Source organism: Janthinobacterium svalbardense (genome assembly GCF_002327145.1).
Classification (GTDB): domain Bacteria; phylum Pseudomonadota; class Gammaproteobacteria; order Burkholderiales; family Burkholderiaceae_D; genus Janthinobacterium; species Janthinobacterium tructae.
This window is the reverse complement of sequence record NZ_CP023422.1, coordinates 1,562,519-1,583,697: the sequence shown is the minus strand read 5'-3', so window position 1 is coordinate 1,583,697 and position 21,179 is coordinate 1,562,519. Positions and strand designations below refer to the sequence as shown.

At 53.0% G+C, this 21,179-nt stretch carries 14 protein-coding genes; 5 read left to right on the top strand and 9 right to left on the bottom strand.

The window, feature by feature from the left end; genetic code table 11:
* Positions 1–106 precede the first annotated feature (106 nt).
* The 5 genes from CNX70_RS06935 to CNX70_RS06915 all read left to right on the top strand — a co-directional run bounded on the left by CNX70_RS06935 (position 107) and on the right by CNX70_RS06915 (position 3,946).
* The gene (locus tag CNX70_RS06935; protein ID WP_157750928.1) at positions 107–484 is read left to right on the top strand and encodes a hypothetical protein; all 378 of its coding nucleotides are present in this window, start codon (positions 107–109) and stop codon (positions 482–484) included.
* 317 nt (positions 485–801) lie between these two features.
* On the top strand, positions 802–1,737 hold the full coding sequence (locus CNX70_RS28680; RefSeq protein ID WP_208624501.1) for a hypothetical protein: 936 nt from the start codon (positions 802–804) through the stop codon (positions 1,735–1,737).
* Between the two features lie 251 nt (positions 1,738–1,988).
* On the top strand, positions 1,989–2,282 hold the full coding sequence (locus CNX70_RS06925; RefSeq protein WP_096234096.1) for an H-NS histone family protein: 294 nt from the start codon (positions 1,989–1,991) through the stop codon (positions 2,280–2,282).
* A gap of 42 nt (positions 2,283–2,324) precedes the next feature.
* Positions 2,325–3,341 (top strand): hypothetical protein, encoded by a 1,017-nt coding sequence (locus CNX70_RS06920; protein WP_096234095.1) that lies wholly within the window; start codon positions 2,325–2,327, stop codon positions 3,339–3,341.
* 155 nt (positions 3,342–3,496) lie between these two features.
* On the top strand, positions 3,497–3,946 hold the full coding sequence (locus CNX70_RS06915) for a hypothetical protein (RefSeq protein WP_096234094.1): 450 nt from the start codon (positions 3,497–3,499) through the stop codon (positions 3,944–3,946).
* Between the two features lie 166 nt (positions 3,947–4,112).
* On the opposite strand, the gene CNX70_RS06910 is transcribed toward CNX70_RS06915, so the two are convergent.
* The 9 genes from CNX70_RS06910 to CNX70_RS06870 form a co-directional block, all read right to left on the bottom strand.
* Positions 4,113–5,153, bottom strand: a complete 1,041-nt coding sequence (locus CNX70_RS06910; RefSeq protein ID WP_096234093.1) for a hypothetical protein — start codon at positions 5,151–5,153, stop codon at positions 4,113–4,115.
* A 43-nt stretch (positions 5,154–5,196) separates the two neighbouring features.
* Complete coding sequence (brxL, locus tag CNX70_RS06905) at positions 5,197–7,257, bottom strand: protease Lon-related BREX system protein BrxL (protein ID WP_096234092.1); 2,061 nt, start codon at positions 7,255–7,257, stop codon at positions 5,197–5,199.
* A gap of 8 nt (positions 7,258–7,265) precedes the next feature.
* Positions 7,266–9,881, bottom strand: a complete 2,616-nt coding sequence (pglZ, locus tag CNX70_RS06900; protein WP_096234091.1) for a BREX-1 system phosphatase PglZ type A — start codon at positions 9,879–9,881, stop codon at positions 7,266–7,268.
* Between the two features lie 194 nt (positions 9,882–10,075).
* Complete coding sequence (locus CNX70_RS06895) at positions 10,076–10,684, bottom strand: hypothetical protein (RefSeq protein ID WP_208624500.1); 609 nt, start codon at positions 10,682–10,684, stop codon at positions 10,076–10,078.
* Positions 10,678–11,790, bottom strand: coding sequence for an AAA family ATPase (locus CNX70_RS06890; protein WP_096234090.1), 1,113 nt, complete (start codon positions 11,788–11,790; stop codon positions 10,678–10,680). Before CNX70_RS06890 ends, CNX70_RS06895 begins: the two co-directional genes overlap by 7 nt.
* 178 nt (positions 11,791–11,968) lie before the next feature.
* Positions 11,969–15,670, bottom strand: coding sequence for a BREX-1 system adenine-specific DNA-methyltransferase PglX (gene pglX, locus CNX70_RS06885; RefSeq protein WP_096234089.1), 3,702 nt, complete (start codon positions 15,668–15,670; stop codon positions 11,969–11,971).
* Positions 15,671–15,760: 90 nt separating this feature from the next.
* Positions 15,761–19,375, bottom strand: a complete 3,615-nt coding sequence (gene brxC / locus CNX70_RS06880) for a BREX system P-loop protein BrxC (protein WP_096234088.1) — start codon at positions 19,373–19,375, stop codon at positions 15,761–15,763.
* A gap of 46 nt (positions 19,376–19,421) precedes the next feature.
* Positions 19,422–20,009, bottom strand: a complete 588-nt coding sequence (locus tag CNX70_RS06875) for a DUF1788 domain-containing protein (protein ID WP_096234087.1) — start codon at positions 20,007–20,009, stop codon at positions 19,422–19,424.
* Positions 20,006–20,599, bottom strand: a complete 594-nt coding sequence (locus tag CNX70_RS06870) for a DUF1819 family protein (RefSeq protein WP_096234086.1) — start codon at positions 20,597–20,599, stop codon at positions 20,006–20,008. The genes CNX70_RS06875 and CNX70_RS06870 overlap by 4 nt, the downstream gene beginning before the upstream one ends.
* Between the last annotated feature and the right edge of the window lie 580 nt (positions 20,600–21,179).

Sequence of the window (21,179 nt, the reverse complement as noted above, 5' to 3'; positions counted from 1 at the left end):
TTAATTGTTGCCCGTCACCATATGAGTCAATTGAAACGCCCTTCGGGGTGTTTCCTTTTTTTGACGTAGCTATACGAGATACCACTCCCCTCCCCGGTCATCTCCAATGCCCCCACGCGAACTCATCTACGAATTTCACCTGCCCGAACCAACGCCTTCTAACAATGCAATCAAAGGCATGCATTTCCATGCCTACAAAAAACTGCGCAACGGGTGGCGCGCCAGTGTGCTGGCGGCGATTGGCGACGAAGCGCCCGCGGCGCCGATTTCCAGAAGCGCGCTGGAGATAGAACGGTACTGCGCCGGCAGTTTGGACTGGGACAACGCGTATGGCGGCCTGAAACCCTTGGTGGACTGCCTTGTAGTGGTAAGCGCACGGAATTCGGATGGCTTGGGGCTGGTTGAGGATGATAGCCCCAAGTTCATGCCTGAGGCGTCGCGTGTGTTCCAGTTGCCAGCAAGGAGGGGCGCAGGTACGCGGTAGTGCGAATTTACGCAGTTGATTCATCGGCTGTTGGTTAAGGTAATGCCTAGGGCCACCGAAATCCGTCAATCTCCCTCCCTAACGGCTGGAGTTATTCAGGCCTAGGAGTGCTAACGGTAACGGGAACTACACTCATCGCGGACAATCGCAGTTCACTACATAAGCTTGACATCATACGTGTTCCGAGAAGTCGGACGCGGAGTGCACCTTCTTTAGGGTTCTTCAATTTAGTCGCACTGAACTACCCCATATCATGGATAATTGCTTAACAAGGAAAAGTGCCTCACGACGGTCTTTAATAATACAAAAAGGGAAACATGGCGTCTTCAGAAATATCGCGTGTGCGGGAACGGTCTAAGTGCCGTAAGCGATTAAATGAAATTTACGATGAGGCAATCAACGCATATTTGATTCACTACTCTTGTGAATCTTTCTATGCACCGGATGCTAAATCTCCGCTAGAGCACTCGACAAGGGTTACCTCCATCGCTGTGAGAAATTTGAAATCTGGTCAGACCAAAACGTGGTCCATTCACAAGTCTGCCGAGTTGAATAATCAATTACAAAACTTGAGCAAATTGATTAAGGAAAATGCACCACTAGCTACTCAAGACGAAATTTCTCAGACGCAGCAAGCGGATTCGACCGCACATATCCGTGAGATACTTAATCCGCTTGAGTTCGATATGCTGAAAGGATATTTTTCATTTCTTGGCGACCATTCTGACAGTACGTATATTCACTGGAACATGCGAGACGACAATTACGGATTTTCTGCTCTTGAACATCGATTTCGGGTTTTAGGTGGAAATCCTATAATGCTACAGGATAACAAGAAATTTGACTTGGCTCGTGAATTAATAACGCTTTTCGGCAAACGCTACGCAGCTCATACCTCTTCAAAAGGAAGGAAAGGGCGATTAATGAGTGTAATTGAGTTAAACAGGATAGCTGATGCCGATGCCCTTCAAGGTGCGGAAGAAGCTGCAGCCTTCGTCAATGGCGAGTTCATCAAGCTTCAACAGTCCACACTTCGTAAAGTCGATGTTTTGGCAAATATATTTGACAGAACCCACGACAAAAGCATTAAGACGGAGGCCTCTTTTTCTGACAAGTACGGAATCCACCCTGTAGCAATACTAGAAGTCGCTAGGAATAATCCAGTTGTTTTAGGTGTAATTTTTTTCGCCGGCGCTCTCGGTGCTGTAGTTCGATACAAGGATAGCATTTCATCAATTATGTCTTGGTTCTAAGAATTCTTCACATCACTCTGAAAGTATTCGCGACGACAGTCGGATTATAGCCAACTGCTGGCAGTCCTGAACGCAAACAGCACACTGCCAAGATTGTGCTAATTGGCCTATGCAAACCATTGCTGATAGAGATTGACTACCCCGTCTACTAATCAGTGGGAAGGGAATCAGCTCAAGCCTGTCTCATTTCGCGCCATCATGTTACATTGCATATATTTATCCCTTTAAATCATTTACATTTTGGAGACGCTATGACGTCGTACGCAGAGTATGTTGAACAAATCGCAAAATTGCAATCCCTTGCCGAAGCTGCCCGCAAAGATGAACTCAGTGGCGCAATCCAGAAAATCAAGGAACTGATGCAGCTGCATGGCATCACCGTGGAAGACCTGTCCTCGGGAGCTCGCACGAAGCCAGCAAAAGTCAAGAGCACGGTTGCAGCACAATTCAAAAATCCTGAAACAGGCGAGACGTGGACTGGGCGTGGTCGTGCACCACGCTGGCTTGATGGCAAGGATAAGGAACAGTTCCGAATCACGAACTAATTCGATTACGAGCTGGCTAGCCGTCAGGCATAATTGACCGCTATGACCGTACTCACATTCAAGTCTCGGCAAGCAGCTGAGCAACCCCAGCCAGTTAAACCTGTTCGCGCCCGCCTTGAGCTCGAGCAGCTTCCTGTCGCCCCCACTACCAACCTTTACCTGGAAGACGCAGTTCGCGGTCGGCTTATTATTGGCAAGCATACCATCGAGTCGCTCGACGGAATCCAGCTTGGCCTGGCCGCCTATGTCGCGAATGTTGGCTCCGTCGAAGTGCTCGCCCCGAGCCTCGCTGGCGAAGTTATCATCCTTTCGGGCAGTCGCCAGGCACCGGTGGAACTAGACAACTTGGAGCATGTTGCTGGCAAGAGCATGAAGGCAAAGCGCCAACGTGCCGAATTCTGGTTCCTTAAGCGACTGCATGTAGCGCTCCGGGCCGCGCGCAACTCGAAACGCGCTCCGCTGGGCTCGCTTGACGGCTGGGAGCGCGAAAAGCTGCCCAACGCTATCGCCTTGGTTCCCCTAGAGTTGCGCGTCAATAACCGGTTCAAGCGCGCGTCCGGCTACAAAGAAGATGGCAGCCCTTTAACGGCAAAAGGTATCGAACTAGCGGCCCGCAATCACCGCGTCCTCAGCGCTTTCAAGGCGGACAAGGCTGCCTACAACATCGACATTCCTTGGGACTACATCCACCGCAGCGAGAGTCCGCAAGGTCCGGTTGCTATCAACGGCCCAGCCTACCTAGCAGTGCAACGGATGCTGCGCAAGTGGCTCTTCCCCCGAATGCCAGCGAACTACGCAGAGCTGTGGACTTCGTTTGAATTTTGCCAGGATTTGGAAATGATGCTTTTCTCTCCGTTCGGGGGCCCAGTCGACCCGGAATGGGTAAAGTCGCACCGCGCCGCACGTCGAAAACTCTATCCAGAAACGTCTGACCTGTTCGAGGCATGCCTAGCGGGACAGGCAAGCGCCATCGTCGCGCTGCAGCTGCACCGCGACTGGCTGGCCGTCCTATCCACCCAGTTCGTCGAAGTCACTACTGACGCATCCGGCGAGCAATAGTCCCCCAACGACAGGTGCAAAACTACTTTCTTTCGCAGAGGCTCTTGCTCGCAAAAAAAGGCTAACATGCGATTTGCGCCGCCGGCGTTCGAGCGGAAGCCGGGCGCCTCGCCTATGCGCGCTACGCGGTTACAGCGACGTACTCAACTACCAACTTGGCGACATTCAAGGCCATCGTGAAGAAGTATCCCCACATTCCAAGGGAGACCATTTTGCGAGACCTGGTTGCGAGCCAGCCGGGGAATGAAGGCAAGTGGTTTGCTGCAGCCAAAGATGCGGGATTTTTTGAGCTTTCCATCGAGCTGGCGAATCAGAGTCCGTCAGACCCTCGTACGCTCATGCGCGCGGCTAGGGACTTTGCGGTGGAGCGACCGGAATTTGCGTTGGCGGCCGGCATGACGGCGCTACGCGGTATCGTGAATGGGTGGGGCTACGACATCACAGGTGCCGACGTCTTGAACGCATACGATGCGATTATCGCGGCGGCCGGCGCTGTGGGCATGGATGAGGCTGCGGCCAAAGCGGACGTGCGGGCGATTATTGCTGCGAACCGCGGTGGCGGGGAATTCGCCGGTCGGATGTTGAGCAGCCAGTTGGCCACCTAACCTACCTCATCGGTGCTGGAGAGTCTTCACCTACCGTCAGCTCGGGACCGGCCATTCATCGCGCCGGCAACGAGCAGAAGTATTACTGGCCGAACTACCTTGCTCACTTGATGAGCTCCACAACGGCAGTGCGTACCGCCGCTATCAAGCGGCGCGGCCGGGAGCGCTAATGTATATTTCCGCTGCGCTTTGAGGGAAACTGATGGCGAATAAAATTTACACACTCCAATTCATACCATGCGACTATGGATTGGCAGAAATCCCTTCCTTGTCTTGCGGTGGACGTTGCCATTACGTCAAAATCAGCTCGTGATTGGTCTAGCCCATCGCTGCGCGACGTAACATACCCATGAATGGATGTGTTCCTGGCCTGCCGCCATTCATCAATCGCGGTAAAAAGCTCTGTAGGCAATTCTTGGTGCGCTTTATCGCTAGTCAAAATTTTATTCAACAGTGTATGAAATGATGGATTCGTAAGACGGACGCCGACGTTATCTAAAAAGTTAAAAAGGCAATTACTCACAAGACACTCTTCTAAAGTGATAGCTTCTAAGAAATAGCCATCATTAATTGCTGCTTCAATTCTATTTAGTGCCGCTTGATATGACGCATGACGCGCCTTCAGCAGTTCCTCGGCTTCGTCAAAGTCGATGTTTTTTCTACGCGACAGATGGAGTGCCTCAAACAGCGAGTATCCTTTTTCTGCAATTCTAGCCTTATCAATTCTCTTCTGAAATGCGTAAAAGGCATTGTGATAGCCGTTTATGAAGGTGTGAACTGCAAGCCAATCCTCTTTAACCCATGCAAAGTATTTGCCCCCTTCAGCTGGTTCCGGAATGCGCATCAAGTCGTGACCGATGCCATAAATCCAGATGTGCGATACGTGTACAAGCGCAGAGGGATGAATGCAAGTTTTTGTTTTTTCGGGAAAGATGTACGCCATATCTGGAGTCCAGTCCGATATTCTCTGATGCCGGATGTAGCGATTGGCGTCCGTGGGACCTAGAGTTTCTCGGATGATGTCCAGCAATAGCAGATACACATCCCTTGGCTGCGGAGAAATCTCGAGGATTCCATCGAAACCGAAGCAATGCGATAAATAGACGCAAAATGGCTCCAGCTCTAACCGGCCGTCGTCTCTGATGTAGGGGTACTCTATTATTGCATCAAAGAATTTCTGCCTTTGTTTTTGTTCAGTTTCCTTCATACCTCATCCGTTCTGGTTTAACACCCTGATTACCTTGGCCATGCTATTCCACACCCAACGCTTTAAATACGGCATCCACCGGGTCCGAATAAAAGCTTGTTTGAAACTTGGCAAACAACTCCCCAGGAACCGTCGCAATATCGGTCACGCTCGACATTGGCAGCAGAATGCGTTTGGCACCAGCATCAAACGCCACCTGCATGCACTCAGCCAGGTTGCGCACTTGCACGATGGTGCCGCCCAGACTCATATCACCCATCACTGCCAACTGCGACTGCACGGGCTTGCCCAGTGCTGCCGAACACAGCGCGATGAAGCCGGCCAGAGTCAGCGCCTGCGGGGCACCGCTGTTCTGTAACTCAACCAGATGGGTGTGGAAGTCACGCTCCCCCGGTCTGATGGAGGCACTGACCCGCGAAGAGTTGGCTTTGAAATAATCGAACGCCACCCGTACTGCTTCACGAGGCGCCACGCCCGATACGTTCGCTTTGCCTGTGCCGGGAATGGATTGAATCTCCAACCGATAGATGCCGGGCATCTCTGCCGCACCCATACTGATTGTATGCAGCGTTCCTGGCTGTAGGCGCCCTTCAGGCACCAAAGCCCCGCCCGACTGCTCGGGCACGGTCACAAAGCGCTCAACGCCATCCTCTAAGTCGATGTAGCTGAAATGCACGTCGTAAAACTCCATGCCGCCAATCTTCTTGAGCTGCTCCTTGATGCGACGGCGTGCCTCCAGCGCATATTCCAGGCACTTGCGCACAGAATCCTTGGTGTATTCGCCGTTCGGGCACACCAGCTTGAGCAGGCCTGAAGTCGTACGCCTCACAGCGATGGTGTCGCGCTGATTCAGGTTATTGCCCAGCTTGAACCATTTGTCGATGGCGTCCGCAAAGCTTTGCTTGCGCATCTCGCGCAAGTATTCAGCGAGATAATCGACAATCAGCCCATACTGGTTGGTGAAAAACTCCGGCCGCATTTTAGGAATTTCCCAGCCTGGCACATAGGCGTGGAAACGGTCAAAAAATGCCGAATCAATCATCGCTTCAGGGAATGGCGCCAGCAGGTGTGAGGTCTTGACCAGCGACTCTACGCTCTGGTTGATGTTGCCCACAAATACCATTGCGGCGCTGGCATTGATGGACTCCCTCCCCCGGCTGAAAGAGCCCGAAGCCATGTAATCCTTCATGATTTGCACGCCGTCATGGTCTTTGAAATTGATGCCGGCCACTTCATCGAACGCCACCACGTCCCACAAGCCAACCAAACCGACCTTGCGCGCGCTCATGTTGTAAAACAGGTTGGCCACCGTAGTTTGTCCGCCCGACACCAGAATACTGTTCGGACTGATTTCCTTGTAGATGTGGCTCTTGCCGGTGCCGCGTGGGCCGAGCTCGCAGAAGTTGTAGTTGTTTTCCACCAGTGGCACCATGCGTGCAAGCAAGTGCCACTTGACCCGTTCCTTGAAGTGGCTGGGCTCCATTCCGGTCGAGCGAATCAAAGCATCAATCCACTGCTCATCCGTGAACGACTTGCGTGCCTCGAACAGAGCTGCCATGTCCATGTTCGGCATCTGAATGGGCTTAAGCTCCGTTACCGTAAACGGTGACCCCTTCTGGTCCTCCTCATAGAAGTATTTCAGTGTGACGATGCACCAGATGCCACCTACCAGCAATTTTTCGAACTGACGCACATAGCTGCTGGAAATCTCCGCGTTCTTCACCCCAAGATTGGACAGCAGCGCCTCGTACACGTCCCGCTTTTCATTGAGCTTGACCGTGACCTTGTCGATTACCTTGTAGGTGCCGCTTTCGCGCACCTTGGATTTGACCTTCTCCGCCTCGTCCGCGCGCACGTAGTTTTCCGTGAGAATGCGCTTGACGTTGACCAGACCGTTCTGGATGACGGCTTCATCATTGCTTGCGCAGTACATGCCCAGCAGGTACTCCAACACGTACACTGGCACGTTCGCCCCCTCTTTAATCAGCTTGGTCAGGTCTTTACGCACGACCTTCCCAGCAAAGTGGGTGTTGAGCAGCGTGTCCAGACTGCTTTCCGTCAGTTCATGGGCAGATGTGTCGGCGGGTGTCGAGTTTTCCATCATTTCAATCTTCAAAAGTCATTACCAAAGGCTAAGTCTACCTTGACGGGCAGGCGCAACACTTCCACGTTGCTCACGGCATCGCGCATCACCAGGTCATAGTGCTTGTGCGGGTCATGCGCGCCAGCCAGGACGGTTAACAGAATCCAACGTTTACGTTCATCGAGCAACTGTGATGTGCTGTCAAAAGTGATGGATTGCACGTTGCTGATGGGTTTGTCGTTATCCAAACCATCGCGCAGCGAGACCACCACGGACCGCGCCAGCACCCGCTCCGACACCGCATCGGTCTGAATGAACTCGAAGCGTTGGGTGTTCGTCACCACCTTGTTCACGGCACCCAACAGGCTGACGCTCACGTATTTTGTCTTTGCATTTTCCGCTTCGCTGACCCGCACGGTGATGACCGGCACCACAACCTCTTGCGGCATGGCGCTGCCATGGACGAAGCGTGCCCCTCCGGCAAAGTGGAACCGACTGGCTCCCTTGGGCACCCAGAAATCCAGACTGCCTTCCAGTGTGGTGCCCGCCGTCACCGCCGTATTGCCAGACCAGGCTTTGGGGGTAGTTCCCAAATCACGGCCAATCAGGTAGCGCTTCTTGGCTTTCAATGTTCCAGCGGGTTTTTCGTCCAGAGTGGACTTGTCCGATTCATCCAGCGCCGATTCCTGGTACATGAATCCATGGTCAGCCGTGACCAGCACCGCAGAGCCATTGAGGCTATGGATGATGAAGCCCAGCACGTTGGAGAGCTCCTGCACGGTTTGTGCCGCCGCCTCAAAAGTCTTGGTCTCTGACGACTGCTTGTCGCCAGTCATGTCGATGCGGTCGTGATAGACGTAAATCAGCCGCTGGTCGCGCACCAGTTCCCGGCCCTTCTCTTTGCCCAGTCCCATCAGGTCTTCGGCCTTGATGGCCAAGCCGCCAAATCGTTGAAGATGTTCGCTGCGTTGTTCCAGCGTCGCCACGGCATGCCCATCGGCAAGCACATCCAGGTTGGCACTCTCTTTGTAGGCCAGCGTCTTGTGCGGCAGCAGCGCGGCCATGCCCAGCGCCGTGTAGCTCGGCAACACACCCAACATGCCGTCCAGCGACGCCTTGAAGCGACTCTTGCTGTTTGTGTGCTGCACCAGCTCCTGAGCCACCTCGTACCTAAATGCGTCGGATATCAGAACGAAGACTCGCTTCACCCCGCCGTCAAACAGCGGCAGCACCTTGCGCTCATAGAATGCCTGTTGTGGCGTCACCTCAGGTAGCGTCCAGTGCTGGAGCAAGCCCTGCGGCCCCTCTACCACTTTAGACCAGGCAGTGCTCAAGTGCGGAATGAACCAACCGGAATACACGCCCTCAATCGTCTCGCGCAACTCGTGCAGCACGGCCCAGCCGGTGGGTTCGACCGCGTCAGCCGCCGTGTGAAAGTGCCGGTACAACTGGTCAAAGCGGAACAGCTCATCGCGATAATGTGCAAATGCGGTGCCTGCGTCAGCAAAACTGAAGCCTGCGGCATGGGTCGATTTCAGACTGAAGAAATCGGCAGCAGCGGTCAAGGCATCGTAACAAGCAGCCAGCGCGCGGGTGCGTTCGTTAGCGCTGGCCAGCAAGGGATTCGCCCAATGCCCATCGCGGCGGCGCGCCATTAGCGCGCGCACCACATCCATGTTGGCGCCGGCACCGGCAACGATGCGTTTTTTAAGCTCTTGCACCATCCGCAATTCGACATCTTCAAACGTCATGCATTCCACCAGTTGCTCGGCAGACTGGCTCGACAACAAACTTACCAGCTCAAGTTCATTGGCCACAGCCTGCGCCAGCGCGTTGTAATTGCCAAACTGCGCAATATCCGAGCGCCAACGCCCGACAAACACCGACGCATTCGCAGCCAGGGTGCGGTCAGGCAGCACAAAGTGCGCCAATTGAGGGGGCGCATCACCCTGCAGGCCCCGGCAGAAATCCGTCACCAGAATACGGAACAACAGGTCGCGCAAGCTAGGGCTGGCCTCAAGATATCCCAGTTGCAGTTGCACCAATTCCCAGAATGCAGGCGTCAAATCGTTGGCAGCGATATCTTGCCAGGCTTTCGGCTCAGCCGACAAGTCCGCCACGCCATCCACCACCACGGCACCGTACAGGCGCTGCAGCATGGCAAACAACTCGGGTTGGTCGGCACGGGTCAGCACCGCTAACATCTTGCGGTCGAGGTCCTGTGCGTCATCGCCCGGTAGCACCATCCGCTTGAGGCGGTCCACCCTGTCTTTGGCACGCAGGAATTTGGCACGCTCTTTCAGGTGCTGACGCAGCCCTTGGGTGGTCAGGCCCAGGTCTTCCAGCAAGATGGAGGTGGTATCCGCCTGGAACGACTTGCTGCGCATGCGCACATCAAGCAGCCAGTCTTTGGTCGGCTCCGGCTCGGGCTTGGCGCTATAAATCAGCCAGCGCTGGTCTGGGGCACCCTCAATGTCGAGCTTCACCCGCAGCGCTGGCATGTCGTCCAAGCGCACCAATTGCACGCCGTCGAGCTGCAGGCTATCCACTGCGGAAGCAAATTCGGCCTCCACGTCGTGCCAAAAAACCACCGGGTGGGTAGTGAATAAAGTGGTCAAACTTTCAAACAGGCGTTGTTGGCTCATCGGTGATTTGTCTTATGTTTTTCTGAATTGCTGACTCAATGCGAGAGTAAATCAAAGGCTCGCAGCAACATGCTCTTGCCAGCGCCACTCATACCAATCAGGCGCTTTGATTAATCTGGTTGCAACGACACTGCGCCCAAAGGCTTGAAATTTCTCACGTGTCTAACTTCAACCATCACCGCCCCTATCTGTTTTTATCTGACTCTCGCCCCGTTGGGGGGCACCTGATTACTTCCAAGGCTAAGCAGCGTATCGTGAAATAATTTTGCGCTATGACAGGCGGGGTGATTGGCAGCTTGCGCTATTTCAAATCCATGACGCCGGCACATCTGCATTGCAAACGCAGGTTTATTGGGACCTGGTCCGCGTGCCCCTTTTTCCATTGCAAGGGCCTTAAGGCGTTCCCATGGCATACCAGGGGTATTCTCAGGCGCTGCCTCATGCACATTATCAATTTTGAGCCATCGTTGAAGTGCAAGCGTGTCGGCCAGAAACCATGCCTCAATTGCCTTGACAGCCACAAATATATATTCTGTGTGTGTCGTTGTAATCCTGGCTTTGACACTGTCGATATCCGCTTCGTTCTCCAGGTCGGTCAGGATGACGATATGCTCAGGAGCGGCCTGATGAAACTGTGCAAGCATAGGCTCTATATGATGTGGCAACAGATTTCCACCACCTTTAGCATTGATGACAGGTGCACAAATTTCAATATTATTAGCCTTCGTCCAAGACCTGAAAGCTGTCGATTCAATAAGAATTTTTTCTGTATCACCCTCCACGATAAATCCAATTTTCACCATGGCAACCCTCCATCAAACAAATTCATAAGCCATGCTGTATCGAGATTCAACTGACCAATATTGGAACTGCTTTCCGCAGCATTTTTTGCCACAGTTTTACCATCCATTTTATTAACTAACCAAAGCTCTTCCACACTGGATGCGCGCACCAGCGATTCGCTGTGTGTCGTGACAAAAACTGGATGCTCAGGAGTCGCATTTTCCCGCATAAGGTCTGCCAAGGCCTCGATACCTTTTGGGTGGATACCTCGTTCAGGCTCCTCTATTAAGGTGATGCCATATCCCTCTGAACGGCTTAACACCGCAGTCATGATGCACAGGGCGTAGATAGTGCCATCGGAAATCAAATTAGCAGGAAAATGTGATTTTATTCCATATTCTTTGAATTTAATGACGGTACCACCGCTTAGTCTTTCAGGTTCAGTTCGTACCTGCTCCATGCCCGGCACCAAAAGTGTCATCCAATCAGTTACTTGGGCACGAAATTCGTCATTTTTTTCCAACGTGGCAAGCATGGTTGCCACGTTGTGACCATGCGGGTCCAGCACAGTGGCATCGGCACTAGAGGCATCCGGCTCCTTTGCACCCATGGGGTCAAAACGAAATACCTGAATATTGGTCAGGTATTCATATAAGGGGACACTTTGTATGAACATCAAGGCTGAATAATCGACTGGCAACAACTCAATAGTTGACTTATTACCATCCGCCTTGGTGATAGTTGGAACCCCTCCTTTTTTTCGGCTCAGCAGAGTTTCCCCGTCCACGCTCAAACGCTCTTCCAATTGCGGATTTAAGTGCAGGTCATGAATCTTCAAACTATAAGCAAGCTTCTGCTCGTTCATCGTTGCATGAATATCAAATTCAAACGTTCTTGCATTATTTCTGCGCAACTTGTAACAGTGAATCTGTGGAAAACCCCTGAATTTGCGTATGGCTTTGACTGCACCCAACTCAATGACGGCACTCACAAAAGCCAGGGCATCCATTAAATTACTTTTGCCCGAGCCGTTAGGCCCCGCAAACACGCTATATGGTTTCAGTTGATTCAATGTCAGCCGAGCTACGCTCTTAAAGCCCGCTATTTCAATTTGGTCGATATTCACTCATTATCCTTTCCACCATGCCCAGCAAGACGTATTACACCACCACCCGTGAGCAACCATATTCGATGACTTTGGGCTTGTACCAAACCCGCTCTTCGTGAGTCTTGAGCTTGAGCTTGCTCAGCAGCAGGGCCTTCCCTCACGGCAAAAGTGCAACAGCCTGTTGCACAAAATCGGTTCAATCATCGCTTGCCCCTCCAGTTACGGCCTTCACCTCTGCCAGCAAACTCCCGAACTTGCCATAGTTGACTTTAACACCATCGTCCAAGTCGAGCGTGATGCGCATGTCGGCGTGGTGGCGCAGCAGTTCATCGTAGGCCAGCAGTTCGACGTGTTTCTTCTTGAGTTTTTCGACTTCCTTGGCCAATTTGTTGCGGGCGGCGGTGCTAGTCGCGGCTGCCGCATCTTTCTCCAACATATCGATGCGCGACTGAATCTTGCCGGTCAGGGGCACGACATATTCGGCGCGCATACGGGCCAGCGTACCCTCGTGGTAGCGATGCAGATAGACCAGCGCCTGAAAGGCACCTTGTTTTCCGCTGGAAAAGAGCCAGTAGATGGGGCGCTTTTTGTAGGTTTGCAGGTGGTCTTTGTAAAACTTGTCGGCGAGGTAGCGACGGATGGTTTCATCCGGGGTTTCGCCGGATTTGGTGCCAAGGCTTTCCGCCAGCCAGGCCATGTTTTCAGCCAAGGTATCGACGCCCCAGACGGCGAGCAGGAATTCGCGGATTCGACTGGCGGCTTCGTCCTCGAACCAGAGTTCATCGGTGAACGGCACGATGCCGTCGGCGTCTGCGGGAAAGCTAGAGTATAGGCCGATGTCGAAGCCAACGTTACCGGCGCTTGCATAAATCAGGCCAGGCGCGTCTAGGCTGTAACGACCCATCGTGCAACCGATGGCGTAGGAAACTAATCGTTGTGAATCCTTCTCACGGTCGGCACGAGCTAGGATAATTTCGGAATCTGGGACTTCGGACGAGACTTCGCCTTGCAGGCCATAAGCTTCAATGAAGAGCCGATTGTTTTCTTCTTCCAAATTTTTAAGTTTTTTAATTTGATTTAGAGTATGGTCGACCCAACGCCGCCAACAGCTGGCAATTTCTCGATTGTTTTCGCCGAATTTAATCAAAAAATTAGATTTGAAATTCCATGAAACTTCCGAGGTATTCCAGTCGTCCATTGAAATATCAATGGCTTGTGCCGGAATTTCGCTACTAACACTACGAAAGGCAACTTCAAGGAATGGTAGAGTCGAAAAATTGCCAGCTTGGAAATGCAAAGTTGGGTTTGTTGTTTCTATTATCCATCTAGCCAAATTAGTATTGCAGAAACCCAACATTTTTAATGTGAGCGTCTTATCATCTGAGAATGCAGACATACCTGTCACATCATGTATGAAACCACGAGGAAAATATCTAAATGCGGTATTGCCGGATGTTATATCAGACCAACTAAGTGACTCTCTAAAATAGGTATCAACATTTTGTGGTCTTGACCTCAGCCGTCCATTGACGCCCATGAAATTCTTAATTTCATACCCATCATTTTCCCAATTTACAACAAATTCCTGATTTCCATACCACTTCCTAAAGTCTCCGCCTTTATTATATGGAAACCATTTTTTCTTCAAATGGCAAGAATTATCTACACCTCCATTATTGAAGTATATATTCTTATTACTTACCTCAAACCAATATCTTACGAAACGATTATTTTCACCAGTTTGCAATCCAACTGCAACCTTTATGGCGCTGCCGAATGGCCGGGAACTGGAAAACAGACTTCTAAAATTGTCGTTAACCCAATAAGCTATAGGGCTCCCAGGAATTTTTTTGAAGTCATCTGGCTTCACGGAATAATACCAACCACACTTTCTATTTTGAATGGATTCAAGCGTTTTCGGCCCTTGTTCCGATGGACGACTAAAATCCACAAGACGAATAAATTCTCCAAAACGATTAGAAACATGTATGTTTGTAAATGTAAAAGCACATATGAAAACTGTTGCCCCGTCAAAACCGCTATTACTCAACTGAATTAATGTATTTAACGAATTATCACCGAGAAGCCATTTTCTCATTTCCTCATATGAAGATAAAAACATCCAAACATTAGACGACATCATGGCTACTTCGCCACCACTTTTTGCGAACACTGCGTTTCTCGCAGCAAAAGCAGAAAAAAGGTCTTTCTCGAAACCATTATATTTGGCTTTTACGTAGTCTTTCAAAATCGGTGTCAGGTATTTCGTTCCCATGTATGGAGGATTTGCCACTACCGCATCAAACTGCATACCAAGCATCTTTGCCTGCGCCACCAGCGGCGAGAGGTCCTCGGCGGCAGCTTGGGCGTAAAGGTCACCGTTCTGGAGTGCCAACTGCAAACGCTCGAGCATCGTTGCTAGTTTCGCGTTCAGCACCGGAGGAATCTGAATGAGCGAACCAAAGGTCTTCGCATGTGCAAAGGCAGCTATAAGCTCGGCAATCGTCTGTCGCATCTGGTCCACCCCCATATACGCCGCGCTGGACTCACCAAGGCTTAATTGCGGGCGGGTGCAGGGGAAGAGGGAGCCTTCGCCAAATTCGCTGCTGGCTACACCGTCCGCACTCTGCAGGTTGACGCCACCAACCTGCAAGGCACGGGCGAGTTCGTCTGCATCCAGCCCTTTGCTCTCCTGCAAGGACAGCACGTTGAGCTTGACCGGCTCATTGAACAGGCGCCGGTCGTCGGTGCGGGCTTTCATCATTAACGCAAAACCGGCCATTTGCGCAGCGCGGTCGTCAATATCCAGACCGAACAGATTCTTTTCCAGAATCAGGCGTGGAATGGAGCGCGGCTGATAACCACGCTCCAGGTAGATGGCCTTGAGCACCTCGTAGGCTTCTACAAGAATGTGGCCAGAGCCACAGGCCGGGTCTAGCAAGGTAATGGACTCTGGATTCAGGCTGTCGCCGTCCTCACGAACGCGGTTCTGAATCAGGGTATCGAGCTGGGCTTGCACTTCAACAGCCTGGTCGGCAGGCTCAATGTAGTACGGCCACTGAGCCTTCAAGGTGCTAGCCGGATTGGCCATCAGCCACAATCGCCCGACGCTGTTTTGCACCAGGTATTGCACTATCCAGTTGGGCGTGAACAGCTGAGTGGCGGCAGGGATGTCTTCACTCTTGACCACCTTTCCGATGACTTCATCTTTTTTCTCGCTAATGTAGAACTGGTAGAGCCACCCAATAATCTCGACCTGTTTCCAATCCTCTTCGGCAATGCTGCTGACCAGCTTGGCAATGACGGAATCGGTGCGCAGTAGGTTGTCAGGTAGCAGCAACTCGGTTTCGTCGTCGATGCGTTCGAACAAAAACGGCATGACGTTGCTAAGCGCGTTGCACTGAGCAACCAGCAGCATGCTGTATAACTCGCCGTCGCGGTTGCCCGCCAACTTCATCTCAGTGACCAGCGCAGGCTTCAGCCCTGGCAATCCGCCGTCTACAGCACTAATCTGCGCCAGGTCTGTGGCGTGGGCCAGGATATCTGGCAACGTACCCTCCAGACTGGAAAGCGCCCGGTGGCCGTGGCCCAGATAGTCGTGCAACTCCATGTAGCGCAGCGCCGCAAAGCGGTTGAACCAAGTGTAGGCCACCGCTTCCATGGTTTGGGCAAAACCGTCTTTTTGGATACGGGTGATGAGTTGCTGACGTTGACTGTGGACTTTGATGGACCAAGCTTGGCCTGCAATCACTGTCACGTCGCCCTGTGGCTGGCTGGCAGCCACTTCCAGATTGCCCGCCTTTTCTGACAAGCCGAGCAAGTTGGCACGAGCGGTGACGGCGGCAATGAAGTCTTTTCGGGCTTGCGGGGCGTAGGACTTGAGTTTGGCTTTGTTCATGGGTCAGATAAGGTTTTCAGCTGCCCCGTGCATGGCACACGGGCAGCGTTTGAATAGGTTGAGTGAGGGGGATAGCGGTTGTCGAATGCGTTATTGAATCCGCGCTATTTGACCGGCGCGCACGGTTGTCAGTAGCGCGTCTTTCAGTTTGCTTACATAGGCGTCGACATCGGCTTCGGTTTCCAGGTATGTCTTGCTGGAGAGTTCGGCGGCACGAATGACGCGCGTGGTCTTGGCGACGGGCGCTGCTACGTTGGGCTGGCCAGTCTGCAGCGACTTGGCGGTATTGCCGGGCATCGCAACATGGTCAGGGACTTTGGTCGCAGCCGCTTCAATGAGATTGATGGCATTGTCCATCGCATCGCCGCCCGCCCCTTGTAGCAGCATAATCTGCGCAATGCTGGTCTGGCTGGCGATGCGCGCTTTCAGGTCTTGCAGCGGGCGCAGAGCTTTGTTGCTGAGGTCAGGTGTGGCAGCCGCTGCTCCAAGTTTGGTTTGAACTTCAGCCAACTTGGCATCAAGGGACAGCAAGGCCCTTTCGCGTTTTTCTTGCGCCAGTTGCTCGTTGATAGCGGTGACGGAGGCCAGCAGCGGCTCGATGCGGTTGACTTGGCCGTAGGGTTTGGGATTGTCGCGGATTTGGGCCAGGTCAACCAAGGCGGCTGCGGCTTGAGGCACTTTGGTCAATGCTTCACGATTACTTTCGAACGCGCTAAGTCCATCCAGCAGCTTGCGCCAGGCGGTAATCTGGGTCTTGTAGAAGTTGACCAGGTCATGGATATCATCCGCGGCATCGAGCCACTCGTTCTTGGCCGCCAGCAGGGCTTCGATGAAGGCGAAGCTGTCACGTATGCTGAGTTGCTGGGCGATGCGGGTGAGCGCGACGTCGATGTCTGTCTTGCCGGGGTGGTGCGGCGTAGCGGCTGTGTGAGCGTAGCTTTTGAGTTCAGCTTGCCAATCCGTTAAACGGATACGGAAGTCGGCGACCAGGCTGTCTTCTTCCTCACGACCCATTTTTTGGAACAAGTCTTTGTACAACTCGCGGGCGCGCTTGATTGCAGTGGCATCGGCAGTCTTGCGCTTGAGGATAGACACCTGCTTGAAGCGGACGGATTTGGTGAGCGGGTCGGCTGCGGATGCGGGGTCGAGGTCAGAGCCTTCGAGCATGAGCTTGATTTCGCCGGACATAAACAGGCGGGCGATAAGCAACACGGTTTCCCACTCGGGTTTCCAACCCCAGGGGATACCAGCAAAGCGGTCCACTACGTCTGACAGCAAGACCCGGTTCTGGCTGGCAGCCAGTTGCAAATATTCACGCATTTCTTTGATGGCGAGTGCGTTGCCGGCCTCGCCGTCCAGGCCTAACGAATGCTGGCCCAAGTCGTCTGCGTTGAGCACGGCCTTGATTTCGCCTATCGGGTCAACTTGGCGCACTTTGAGATACGGCAGCTTGCTGTAGGTATTAGTGATGAGGTAATTGAGCAAATCATCGAGCACCTTGTCGGTGCTGGTGGACTTGATTTGCACAGGCTGGCCCAGGGCATAGAAGTCACCCGTGGTGATGAGTTCCGACAACTGATGCACCAGGCGCAGCCGGCGCTCGCGGTTCTCGTCCTTGCGGTCGGTCAGGATGCGCTTCAGAGACGGCGAAGCCTGGTCCGCCTTGGGGCTGATGATGTATTTTTCGATTTGCAGATAGAGCGCCAACTCAATGTCCAGGCGCTCGCCCTCGCCCAAGCGCACCAGGGCCCGGCCATTGCCCTCACTGCTTCGCAGAATGCAGCGGTCGGGCTGGAGACGTTCGTAATCATCACCCAACGGTGTGAGCACTTCAAAGCTCAGGGCGTGGCTTGCCTGGCGCCAAGGTGCGCCGTCCAGCAGGCGGTTGAATTCGTAGTCAGCCTTGGTGTCGCGGTGGCGCACCTTGGTTTGGTCCTTGAAAATATCCTCAAAAATCAGCTTGGCCAGTTCGCGGGACTTTTCAGCGGCGGAGACCTCGACGTGACCGATTTCGCGGGCGACATCACGCTCTTCATTGGTCAAGAAGAACCACAGGTCACCGTTGCGACTGACCAGGCGCTCCCGCTCGAGGCGCGCCAGACTTTCCTGAATCTTGCGCTTCAGTGCGAGCTTGTCCGCGTCAATCTGGTCTATGCACAGCGTGGCAAGATTATCGATGGACGGCTTGACGATGTCGGGGATGTAGCGAATGAGGAACATCGCCTTCAACAGCAGACTGTCGTAGTTCTGCAAGCCGGGATTGTCCGGCGCCTGGTCTATCGAGCGCTTGGCGACGCCGTCGATGAAGCTCTCGATAGCGGGATAGAAATCGTAAAGCGGAACCAGAATATCGATGCCGTGGGGCGCATTGCGCACGGCCGCAGACTGGAAGGCGTCGAGCAGCGAACGCTCCCCGCGCGACAAATGCTTGCCGGTGGCGCCCACCTTGCGGATGGATTCAAATATCTTTTGCAGCAGCGTGAACTGGTATGGCGCGAACGGGTAGTAGGTGACGAATTCAGCGGCGTCCTTGTAACCACGCAAGGTCACCGAGTTGCCCGAGAACCCGAGCTGATTGTTGATGACGTCACTTTTGCTGGCGAAGGTATCGCGCAGAGCAACGTGAGCGGCCTCCGTCTTGGACAGCAGGCGCTCGCCGATGACTTCGTCGGTGTTGCTGCTGGCCAGCGACAAACGGGTGTGAAAACGGGCTTGAATCTTGGAGAAGTCCTGGCCCTTGGACTTATTGTCTTCACCAATTGCCGCATCGATGTCTTCCTGACTCGTGACGATGACCCACGCGCGGCCCTTGCACTGGGCACCGAGCTGCTCGGTGATTGTCTGCAGGTTGAGCATGAGCGGGGAGCTGGCCCCGATGAATTGACCTACTTCATCGACCAAAAAGATAACCTTGTGGCTGGATGGCCGAGTAGTTAGGTAATCGTTGACGACCTTGGCGAACCCTTCAAGGGTAATGCGATAGTCATCTCTTGCATTGTCGAACCACTTGCCAGCGGATTCAGGCGTCATTTTCAAGGCTTGCGCAAGTGCCGTCACAATATCGTCACGATAAAATGCGACCGCATCACTCTCTTGCTCCCAGGTGCCACCGTTGGAGGCGGCAAAGGCGGCCTTGAAGTTTTCGAAAGCACCCTTGGCTATCAGATGACGTTCCATGTCCGCGATGTACGGCGTATCGCCCGACAAGCCCACCTTTTCATTGAACACCCGCAAGAAGACCTGCAAGATGGCGTCGGGGTCGGACTTGTTGGCCTTGGCGTCGATGTTAAACAGGATGACGTCGGCGGTGCCTTGCACCGCGCGCTGAATGTCAGCGTGCAGCATCGCGTCTTTGATTTTTTGGTGGTCAAAGAATTGGGCGGCGTTACGCTTCTCCCCTGTCTCAGGATTCTGAGCAGCGATGTTTTCCAGCAAATAGGAAAGTATCTTGATGAAGTGCGACTTACCCGAGCCAAAGAAGCCGGACACCCAGACACCCATGCGGTCGGTGATGGCCGCATCATGCGGACGGTCGATGGCCGCCAAGTAGGCGTCAAAGAACTTGCGCAAGTATTCACTTATCTGTTTGGTGACGACGTACTCTTCCAGTTCTTGCCAGACGCTGGCGGCGTCCATTTGGTCTGCTTTGATGACGCCATTAATTGGGCGGTCAATGGGCTTGAGGAAAAGTTCGCTGATTTTCATATTGTGATGGTTCCGTGATTGACTGGAATGTGCTGGCGGGGCTGCTCTACGTGTTCTCTGGCACTAAACGGAAGGCGCGGTAATAGTGGTCTTCGGCCAATGTGTTGAACAGTCGTAATGAATGGCCGTCGTAGCGGCCGGGAAAGAACATCAGCAAGGGCGTGTTGCCCATGATGGGATGCAGCGCAGACAGTAAGGTGTGCGTGCGTAGCATCGGATAAACGGCGCCAACGCCAGTCAAAATTAACAGGTCGAGGTTGGCGATATCATGTTGAGATGCGATTTTCTGGGCAATCTTGTCCTCTTTGAGAACCGAGCGCAGCGCAGCCAGCGCGCTGTCGTCACCTTTGCTGAGCTGCATATCCATGGCTTTGTCGAGCAGGTTGCGCTCCTCGAGCAAGCCCTTCACCAGTTGCAGCAAATCGATAGCCTCGGCGCGCAGAGCCGGCACATGTTTCGTCAACGCGGGTAGTACGGTGCCATGGAGAAAGCTGCGCATATCCAGCTCGCGGTCAGGCGGGTAATCAAAAATCCAGAATCCAATTTCATTGCCCAGGCCTTTGCTGTACAGGAAATCACGCGAGGTTACACGAGGCAGGATTTGGTTGAGGCGTTCGTCAAAGCTCAGATTCATCTCACACGTTCCAGACAGTCAAGGACATAAGTTTCATTACGTGCGCTCAGATAACGCCGCACGTCGGGATGCAAAGATTGCGGGGTCAACTTCATCGATTTTGAACTATCAATGTACTTCCCCTCGACCAAAATGCGCAGGATGACCTGAAGCATCTTGTCCTTCGTGGATTGGGGCCATCCGGCCAATGATGGGTCGTGATGTTCACATTCAGTCAAGAAATCCTGCCAATCGGACCGAGACAGAGCTGGCTCGAGGCGTCGCTGCCGGGCCGCATAAACGCGAAGCAAAAAATCACCTAAAAGTAGGCTATGTTTAACGGCTGCAGACATGAGCATTTGAATGACCACCTCGCTCTCGCGCTCGGAAATCATCTTCCAGCCTTCGGCATCCAACGTTGTCAACCGCCTACGTAACAGTCTGGCCTGCCGAGCCGCAGTGGCTGCGGTCCTCTTCTGCAGGATATTTTCTATCTCGATGGCATTCGTCCATGCTCGCTGGTCCGGTTCGGTCAGCAACAATCGCGCAATGCGTCGGCTCTCCAGCGGCAGCAAAGCGCCTACATAGATTTCTGCGTTATACCGCGTCATACAAATGCTGTAGTTGGGTGGTGGTGACCTGCTTCATGGCTCTCAAACAGATTATTCCTTGGGCTGGTCAGTCTAACTGATGACATTCTGCTAGTGCAATGTCTTCGAAGCTATTCCAAAGACGTTTCCGGCAAGAAAACGATGAAATTCGATTAATTCTCGATTGAAGCCACGCACCAATGGAAATTGCGAGCAATTCTCCCCAATAATCACCAAAGAAATCGCAAGAAGCGCGAAATTTCCAACGCGCCCCAGTGTTACCGAAACACCGACAAGATGACAAGGAAAATCTCTACGTTCCGAAATGGTCAGCCATTATGGTTCTAAAGTTACTTGACATTGCACGGCGCGTGGCAGTGCGAGAGCAATGTGCGACATCTGGTTGCCAAGCGACTCGTGGACCTGAGTCATTGCTTAGGAACTGGGCACCAAGTCGCGGAATTTTCATTGAGTAAGAGGGGCAATGGACGAGTTCAGGTACAGATGACCTTCGAGGACCAGCAGTTATCTCGCCAAAATCGTCATTCAACTTTCCGACCATCACCGTCATTAATCAGTCGTTGAACGCACGCTCAGAGGG